The organism is Mesorhizobium sp. M4A.F.Ca.ET.090.04.2.1 (genome assembly GCF_003999085.1).
Classification (GTDB): domain Bacteria; phylum Pseudomonadota; class Alphaproteobacteria; order Rhizobiales; family Rhizobiaceae; genus Mesorhizobium.
The window spans coordinates 1-7893 of record NZ_RZOT01000266.1 but is presented as its reverse complement, the minus strand read 5'-3'; the positions used below and the strand labels follow the sequence as shown (position 1 = coordinate 7893).

The window sequence follows — 7893 nt, the reverse complement described above, 5'->3', positions numbered from 1 at the left end:
GTGCAGAATTCTGTAACCGCTGCAACGCCTTAGCGTCACGGCATGGATCGGGAATGTGGCCACGGCCAATCGCGGTCCTTGCGAACGCCCCGCTCACCCCAGCAGCGTTGGCGTCCGCTTCTTGCCGCCGAGCTTGCGCCAGGTGTTGAAGCGGTGGGTGGCGGCGGCGAACGAAATCTTCATCTGCTGAGCGACCGAATAGCGCGACTTGCCATTGTCGAACATGCGGTAGCAGCACTCGACGCCTCTTCCGTCAGCTTGCCGTCGGGAGACTTGTTGTGCGGATTGGCGGGATCGAATTTCTCGACCTGCTGCTCGACCAGGCCTTTCAGGCGCTGCAGGTCGGCCTCGATGCTGGCGATGAGATCGAGGACAGGTTTCGGATCAAGGGCGTGCGCATGCTCTTTCGGCGGCATCCGGGGATTCCTTTCTTTTGGCTTAAGTTCAGCTATATAGGTGAACGTTCGGTAATAAAGAAGGCCCCGCCGGCAACCGGATCAACAAATCTTGCGCACGCCCGCAATGCGCGATTGACCGGCCGCGGGTCCAACCCTAGTTTAGAATAATTCTAATCTAGGGTGACTTGCTCATGCTTTCCCGTGTCTTCGGCTTCGGCCGCCGTTCCTTTGATTCGCTCAACGAGCAGGAGATCCTGGCGCTGGCCATATCCTCGGAGGAGGATGACGGGCGCATCTACCGCGCCTATGCCGACGGGCTGGCGCAAGACTTCCCGCAATCGGCCAAGGTGTTCGAGGCCATGGCGGAGGAAGAGGACGGCCACCGCGATTCGCTGATCGAGGTCTACCGCAAGCGTTTCGGCGAGCGCATCCCCTTGATCCGGCGCGAGCACGTGAGGGGCTATTACGAGCGCAAGCCCGACTGGCTGGTCAGGCCGCTCGGCATCGAGGCCGTGCGCCGGCAGGCCGAAGCGATGGAACAGCAGGCCTACCGCTTCTATGTCGAGGCCGCCAAGCGCACCACCGATGCCTCGACCCGCAAACTGCTCGACGAATTGGCGGTGGCCGAGCAGGGCCATGAGAGCTCGGCTCACCAACTGGAACAGGAGCATGTTCCGGGCGAGATCAAGATCGAGGAGGCGACGGCCGAGCAGCGCCAGTTCATCCTCACCTATGTGCAGCCGGGACTGGCCGGGCTGATGGACGGATCGGTGTCGACGCTGGCGCCGATCTTCGCCGCCGCCTTCGCCACGCACGACACGTTCCAGACCTTCCTGGTCGGATTGGCCGCTTCGATCGGCGCCGGCATTTCGATGGGCTTCACCGAAGTCGCCTCCGACGACGGCAAGCTGTCGGGCCGCGGCTCGCCGCTGAAGCGCGGACTGACCGTCGGCATCATGACGACGCTGGGCGGTCTCGGGCATGCGCTGCCCTATCTCATCCCGTTCTTCTGGACGGCGACGGCGGTCGCCGCCGTGGTGGTGTTCTTCGAATTGTGGGCGATCGCCTTTGTGCAGAACCGCTACATGCAGACGCCGTTCTGGCGCGCCGCGTTCCAGGTGGTGCTGGGCGGCGCGCTGGTCTTCGCGGCCGGCGTGCTGATCGGCAATGCGTAGCACCTTCTCTCACCCATTCACCGCCCGGCTATCCTGCGGCGCCTCGGTCCTGTCGGTGAGGCCGTAGTCGCGCACGACGTGGGCGATGCGCAGACGATAGCCGGCAAATATACCGCCGCGGCCGGCCTTCTGCGCCTGCCGGTGCTCTTCGGTGTTGCGCCAGGCTTTCACCGCGTCCTCGTCGCGCCAGAAGGACAGCGACAGGACGCGGTTCGGATCGGCGAGGCTCTGGAAGCGCTCGATCGAGATGAAGCCGTCGATGCCGTCGAGCTGGGGCCGCAGCGCCGCCGCGATGCCGAGATAGGCATCGCGCCTTCCCTGAGCCGGCTCGACCTCGAAGATGACGGCGATCATGCTTCCATCCCTTCCTTGACCGTGACGTCGGTCTGGAACATCTGCCGCGGCCCATGCGGACCTGACGCCAGTCTCAGGAAGATGCGGTCCTCCTTCAGGATAAATTTCTCGCGCCGCGCGAATTCGTAGTTCGCCTTGCCGGCCGGGTCGGCGGCAAGCCGGGCGCGGTAGGCTTCGTAGGCCGCGAGGTTCTCGATGTTGTAGGCGGCATAGGCGGTGGTGGCCGAACCTTCATGCGGCGCGAAATAGCCGATGAGGTCGGCGCCGCAGCGCGGGATGGCCTGCCCCCAGGCGCGGGCATATTGCCCGAATGCCGCCTTGCCGAACGGGTCGATCTCGTAGCGGATGAAGCAGGTGATGGTCATGGTCGTCTCCTCGTCGGCTTGGGTTTGCTGCGGCGACAGTTAGAGCACGCTCGAAGCATCGCGCGCTTCGGGTGTGATAGGCAATCCGATGTCAGGAGCGTCGTCGCCATCTCCTTGATCTGACCGCAGGATAGTGGTTTTCTGGCGAGAATGCTTCGATGGAGATGAAACTATGCGCGAAGGACCGGACATTGCCCGCACCGCCAGCCTGGTCGGCGATCCGGCCCGTGCCAACATGCTCACCGCGCTGATGGGCGGCACGGCATTGACCGCATCGGAACTGGCGCTCGAGGCCGGCGTGTCGCTTCCGACGGCCTCCTCGCATCTGTCGAAGCTGATGGAGGGTGGATTGCTGACCCTGGCCAGCCAGGGCCGGCACCGCTACTACGGGCTTGCCGGGCCGCAAGTGGCGGGCATGATCGAAGCGATCATCGGCGTCGCCGAGGCCGTCGGCCCGAAGCGCGTGCGGCCGGGGCCACGCGACGCGGCGATGCGGGTGGCGCGGGTCTGCTACGACCATCTCGCCGGCGAGCAGGCGGTGGCGATGCTCGACCGACTCGTCGACCGAAAGGTCCTGCTACGGCACGACCGCGAAATCAGGCTTGGCCCGGCAGCGGCCTCGCATTTTTCCGCGCTCGGCATCGATGTCGAGGCCAAGGCGCGACGGCCGGTCTGCCGCGCCTGTCTCGACTGGAGTGTGCGGCGCTCGCATCTCGCCGGCACGCTGGGCGCCGCCATCCTCGACAAGATCATCGCCGAGAAATGGGCCCGACGCGAGAAGGACAGCCGCGCCGTGGTGTTTTCGCCGCCGGGCAGGCAGGCGTTCGAGAAGGTGTTTCTCGCCTGATGCGCCTTCCGTGATCAGCCGCGTTTCAACGGCTTGCCCAGCTTGAAGAAGTCCTTCCACGGATTGGCTTCACCCAGCTGCTTCAGCGTCGTGGAATCGCCGAGCGGAAAGGCATTCGGCGCCAGACCCTTCTCGAGTTCCGGCCAGGTCACCGGCATCGACACCGTCGCCCCCTTCTTGGCGCGCGAGGAGTACGGGGCGACCGTCGTCGAGCCGCGGCCGTTGCGCAGATAGTCGACGAAGATCTTGCCGGTGCGCGCCTTCTTCGACAGCGTCGCGGTGTAGCGGTCGGGCGCGGCCTGCTCCAGCGCGCGGGCGAAATCATGGGCGAAGTCCTTGACCTCGTCCCAGTCCGCCGACGGCTTCAGCGGCACCAGCACGTGATAGCCCTTGCCGCCGGAGGTCTTGACGAGGTTGGGCAACGACAGCTCGTCCAGCTGCTTGTGGATGTCGAGCGCCGCCTCGCGCACCGCCTTGACGTCGACGCCTTCGTCGGGATCGAGGTCGAAGATGATCTGGTCGGGCTTCTCCAGCTCGTCGACGGTTGAGCCCCAGATATGGACCTCGACGACACCGTACTGGACCAGCGCGGCAAGCCCGTCGAAATCCTTGATGAACAGGATCTCCTCGCCATCGGTCGGATCCTTCATCCGGGCGATCTTGTCGCTCATGCCGGGCGAGGCATGCTTCTGGAAGAAGCGCTGGCCGCCAATGCCGTCCGGCGCCCGCACCAGACTGAGCGGCCGGTTGACGACGAATTGTTCCATGCGCGGCCAGACCAGCGCGTAATGGTCGAGCAGGTCCAGCTTGGAGACCTTCTCGTCGGGCCACAGCAGCTTGTCCGGATGGGATAGTTTCACCGACGTCCTTGCCACTCCAGCCGAGGCGGCCTTTGGCGTCGCCGTGCCGCCGCCCGCATCGCTTTCGCCCTTGCCGGAGGCCCGCTTCGGTTTTTCCTGCACGACTTCCTCCGCCGGCTTGTCCTCGCGCAATCCCTGGAACGAGGCGTGACGTATTATACGGTCCGCGGTCCAGCTGCGGAACTCCACTTCGCCGACAAGTTGAGGCTTGACCCAGACCAGGCCCTTTCCCTTGGGCACGGCGGCGGAAAAGGGCGAGGTTCTTGCCGTGAGGCCGTCGAGTTTTTTCTTGAGGTCGGTGGCCATTTTGCCGGAAAAGCCGGTGCCGACGCGGCCGGCATAGTGGAGCTTGCCGCGCTCGTGATAGCCGACCAGCAGTGAACGCAGGCCGCGTCCGGTCTTCTCGGACGGCAGATAGCCGCCGATCACGAATTCCTGGCGCAGCGTGCATTTCGATTTCACCCAGGTGAGGCCACGACCGCTGCGGTAAGGCGCGTCGGCGCGTTTCGAAACCACGCCTTCCAGGCCCATGCGGCAGACATGCTGCAGCATGATCTTGCCGGGCTCATGGAAATGGTCGCTGAAGCGCAGCGCTGAATCTTCCGGCTGGTCGCCGAGCAGTTCAGCCAGCGCCTGCTTGCGCTCGACCAGCGGCTCGCGGCGCAGATCCTCGCCGTTGAGGCGCATCAGGTCGAAGACATAGTAGACGAAGCGGTCGCCGCGGCGGGCCGACAGATCGGCCTGCAGCAGGGCGAAGGACGACACGCCGCTGTCGGCCAGAACGATGATCTCGCCATCGATGACGGCTTCCCGGCACTTCAGACCGGCGAGCGCGGCGGTGACGGGGCCGTCGAATTTTGAGGTCCAGTCGAGGCCGGCGCGGGTGAGCAGCCTCACCTCGCTGCCGGCGACCTGCGCCTGCATGCGGTAGCCGTCGAATTTTACTTCATGCAGCCAATCGTCGCCGGATGGCGCATCCTTCTCCAGCGTGGCGAGCTGCGGCTCGATGAACTCCAGCCGGCTGGCAGGCCCGGCTCTTGCCTTGCCGGCGGCCGGCTTGTTGGAGTGCCAGACTTTCGGCTTCGCGCCTTTGGCCGTCTTGCCCTCGCCGACCTCCTCGATCGTCAGGCCGGATTTCACCGATTTCGGCTCCTGCTTCAGGATGTCCTCGCCGGGGCGCGCGGCGGCATCGTCGGATTTGATCAGCAGCCAGTTGTCGCGCTTTTCGCCGGAGCGCGGCTTCAGCCGCACCAGATGCCAGCGGCCATGCAATTTGTGGCCTTCCAGCTCGAAGCCGATATGGCCCTTCTTCATCGCCTTGGCCGGATCGCCTTCCGGAATCCATTTGCCCTCATCCCAGACGATGACCGAGCCGCCGCCATACTCGCCCTTCGGGATGGTGCCTTCGAACGGCGCGTAATCGATCGGATGGTCCTCGACGTGCACGGCCAGCCGCTTCTCATGCGGATCGAGGCTCGGGCCGCGCGTCACCGCCCAGCTCCACAGCACGCCGTCATGCTCGAGGCGCAGGTCGTAGTGCAGCCTGGTCGCCGCATGCTTGTGGATGACGAAGATGCCGGCGGCCTTCTTGCCGCTCCGCGACAGCTTGCCGGCCGGCTCGGCGGTCTTCCTGAAATCCCGCTTGGCCCGATACTGCTCGAGGCTGGCCATGGCTGCGGCCTCCTATGCCGATTTGCGCCGCGGAGCGGAGGCCTTGCCCCGTCCGGCCTTTGGCTTTGCCTTCGCCTTCGACGCGGCCTTGCCCGCGCCTTCCGCGTTCAGGCTCTTCTTCAGCGCATCGAAGAGGTTGACGACATTGGAAGGCTTCGGCGGCGCCTTGGCCTTTGGCGCCTTCCTGCCGGCCTTCTTGGCGCGGATCAGCTCGAGCAGGGCATCCTCGTAGCGGTCGTCGAACTTCGACGGATCGAATTTTGCCCCCTTCCGGTCGATGATGTGTTCGGCAAGGTCTATCATCTCATCGTCGGTCTTGACCGGCTTGATATCGCCAAAGACGCTGTCGGGCTGACGCACTGTGTTGTCGTAACGCAGCGTGGTCAGCACCATGCCCTTGCCGAGCGGCTCGATCACCACCGGGCGTTCCCGCTGGTAGAGCACGATGCGGGCGAGGCCGGCCATCTTCTTGCCCGCCATGGCGTCGCGGATGACGGCAAAGGCCTCCTCCGACACCTTGTCCGCCGGCGAGACATAATAGGGCGTGTCGAGGTAGATCTGCCGGATCGAGGATTTGTCGACGAAGCCGTCGAGGCTCATCGTATGCGAGGACTCGATCTGGACGGCCTCGATCTCGTCTTCCTCGATATGGATGAACTCGCCGTCCTCGACCTCATAGCCCTTTATCTCGTCGCCTTCCTCCAGCGGCTTGCCGGTCTCGGCATCTACATAGATGCGCTTCACGGTGTTTCCGGTCTTGCGGTTGAGGATGCGGAAGGAGACCTTTTCGGCGTGGGTGACGACGTTGGTCAGCTCGATGGCGCAAGTGACCAGCGACAGCTTGAGATAGCCTTTCCAGGCCGGGCGCGGCGCCATGACGAACTCCGTGAGCAGGGTGGTTGAACCGAGAACGGGCAGAACCCGCTCCGGTTCCGGGAGGCCGCCTCCAGGCTGGGTCCTGACTTTCCCGGGCGGCGCACGGAAATTTCGTCGAGGCGCCCGCGATTGAAACAGAACCGCGCTCAACCGACATCGGGGCGAAACATATGTGATGCAAAAGTCACATTGGGCGAGATGCCGACAAATGGCTCGGAAAGACCCCGAATCAGCCGCATTCCGGCCACGAAGCGGGGCATTTCGGACCAGAAATTAACATCACGTTCACCGACTATTCACGCCTCGACGCTATGATGCCCGCAATTCGGACGGGACATCCGAAATCGGGACAGGGACAGGGAAATGAAGTTCTGGAACCACATTGCCGGCTACGCCGCCGCCATCCGTGAATTCGTCGCGCCGACCTATCGGCCTGAGCGTTATTACATGCGCGGCCCAGGCCCGGCCTGCGCCCGCCGCGGCAACTCGCTCGGCATCAGCGCGCACTGATCATGACGCTGGAGAGCCGTCATGACAGCCGGATCTGCAAACCGGCCGACAGCCATCGCGCAACCACCTATCGCGCCGAGCGCCCCGCGCTGGCCGGTCGGCGGCGTGCGACAACGCCACCGCTTTGACGCCGCCGCCGGCTGGCTTAGTGTCTGACGACACCAGCAGCCGGGGCCGACATGATTGACCTGCCCGAACCGAAGCGTCCCCTTCCTCCGCCGCAAGCTTACGATGCAACCCAGCCGCTGATCGTCTTCGACGGCGTCTGCGTGTTCTGCTCGGGTTTCGTGCGGACGGTGGTGCGGTTCGACCGCGGGAAGCGCTTTCGTTTCGCCACGGCGCAGTCGCCGTTCGGCGAAGCGCTGTTTCGCAAGCACGGACTGGCGACCGACAGCTACGATACCAGCCTGACCCTGATCGACGGAAAGGCCTTCACCCAACTGGACGGCTTCATCGCCGTGATGGCCGAGCTTGGCTGGCCATGGCGCACGGCGAAGGTTTTGCTCGCCCTGCCGCGGCCGCTGCGCGACTGGTTCTACGACCGCATCGCCAAGAATCGCTACGCCCTGTTCGGCAGGACGGGCAGCTGCGAGATCCCGTCGCCGGAACTGCGGGAGCGGCTGATCGGCTAGAATCCCGCCACGGCTGGTCGGAGCCTGGCCGGCGGCGAGATTCGGCCTCCCGACAATCCTCGCAAATTCACGGATCATCGCCGCCGGCTTGCGCAAGGCGCCGCGCGGGTCGAAAGATTTTCGTAGCACCTGTCGAAATCCGCCTGGCCCAGGCGACATTGGTCAGGCCGGCGATGACGCGGCCTTCGAGAAAACGGGAGAAGAC

General features: G+C 64.7%; 8 protein-coding genes and 1 pseudogene. 4 read left to right on the top strand and 5 right to left on the bottom strand.

Going from position 1 to position 7893, the window contains the following annotated elements; all coding sequences use genetic code 11:
• Positions 1–93: 93 nt before the first annotated feature.
• A pseudogene (locus tag EN781_RS19080) lies at positions 94–416 on the bottom strand (hypothetical protein).
• 173 nt (positions 417–589) lie between these two features.
• Between EN781_RS19080 and mbfA the strand changes: the two are divergent.
• Complete coding sequence (gene mbfA, locus EN781_RS19075) at positions 590–1573, top strand: iron exporter MbfA (RefSeq protein ID WP_126057269.1); 984 nt, start codon at positions 590–592, stop codon at positions 1571–1573.
• A gap of 9 nt (positions 1574–1582) precedes the next feature.
• Here the strand turns inward: mbfA and EN781_RS19070 are convergent, their stop codons facing one another.
• Positions 1583–1927 carry an antibiotic biosynthesis monooxygenase gene (locus EN781_RS19070; protein WP_126057270.1) on the bottom strand — a complete coding sequence of 115 codons (345 nt, stop codon included), beginning with the start codon at positions 1925–1927 and terminating at the stop codon, positions 1583–1585.
• Positions 1924–2292: an NIPSNAP family protein gene (locus EN781_RS19065; RefSeq protein WP_126057271.1), complete on the bottom strand. Its 369-nt coding sequence runs from the start codon at positions 2290–2292 to the stop codon at positions 1924–1926. Before EN781_RS19065 ends, EN781_RS19070 begins: the two co-directional genes overlap by 4 nt.
• Before the next feature lie 172 nt (positions 2293–2464).
• On the opposite strand from EN781_RS19065, the gene EN781_RS19060 reads away from it, so the two are divergent.
• Entirely contained in the window at positions 2465–3139 is a 675-nt protein-coding gene (locus EN781_RS19060; protein WP_126057272.1) for a winged helix-turn-helix domain-containing protein, read from the top strand.
• Positions 3140–3153: 14 nt separating this feature from the next.
• Here EN781_RS19060 and ligD read toward each other — a convergent pair whose 3' ends face one another.
• A complete protein-coding gene (ligD, locus tag EN781_RS19055) occupies positions 3154–5670 on the bottom strand; it encodes a DNA ligase D (protein ID WP_127400228.1) in 2517 nt (838 codons plus the stop codon).
• A gap of 12 nt (positions 5671–5682) precedes the next feature.
• Complete coding sequence (locus EN781_RS19050) at positions 5683–6546, bottom strand: Ku protein (RefSeq protein WP_126057274.1); 864 nt, start codon at positions 6544–6546, stop codon at positions 5683–5685.
• Positions 6547–6909: 363 nt separating this feature from the next.
• On the opposite strand from EN781_RS19050, the gene EN781_RS19045 reads away from it, so the two are divergent.
• Together EN781_RS19045 and EN781_RS19040 are read left to right on the top strand one after the other, a co-directional pair.
• Entirely contained in the window at positions 6910–7056 is a 147-nt protein-coding gene (locus EN781_RS19045) for a hypothetical protein (protein ID WP_126057275.1), read from the top strand.
• A 179-nt stretch (positions 7057–7235) separates the two neighbouring features.
• A complete protein-coding gene (locus EN781_RS19040; protein ID WP_126057276.1) occupies positions 7236–7688 on the top strand; it encodes a thiol-disulfide oxidoreductase DCC family protein in 453 nt (150 codons plus the stop codon).
• The last annotated feature ends 205 nt before the right edge of the window (positions 7689–7893 follow it).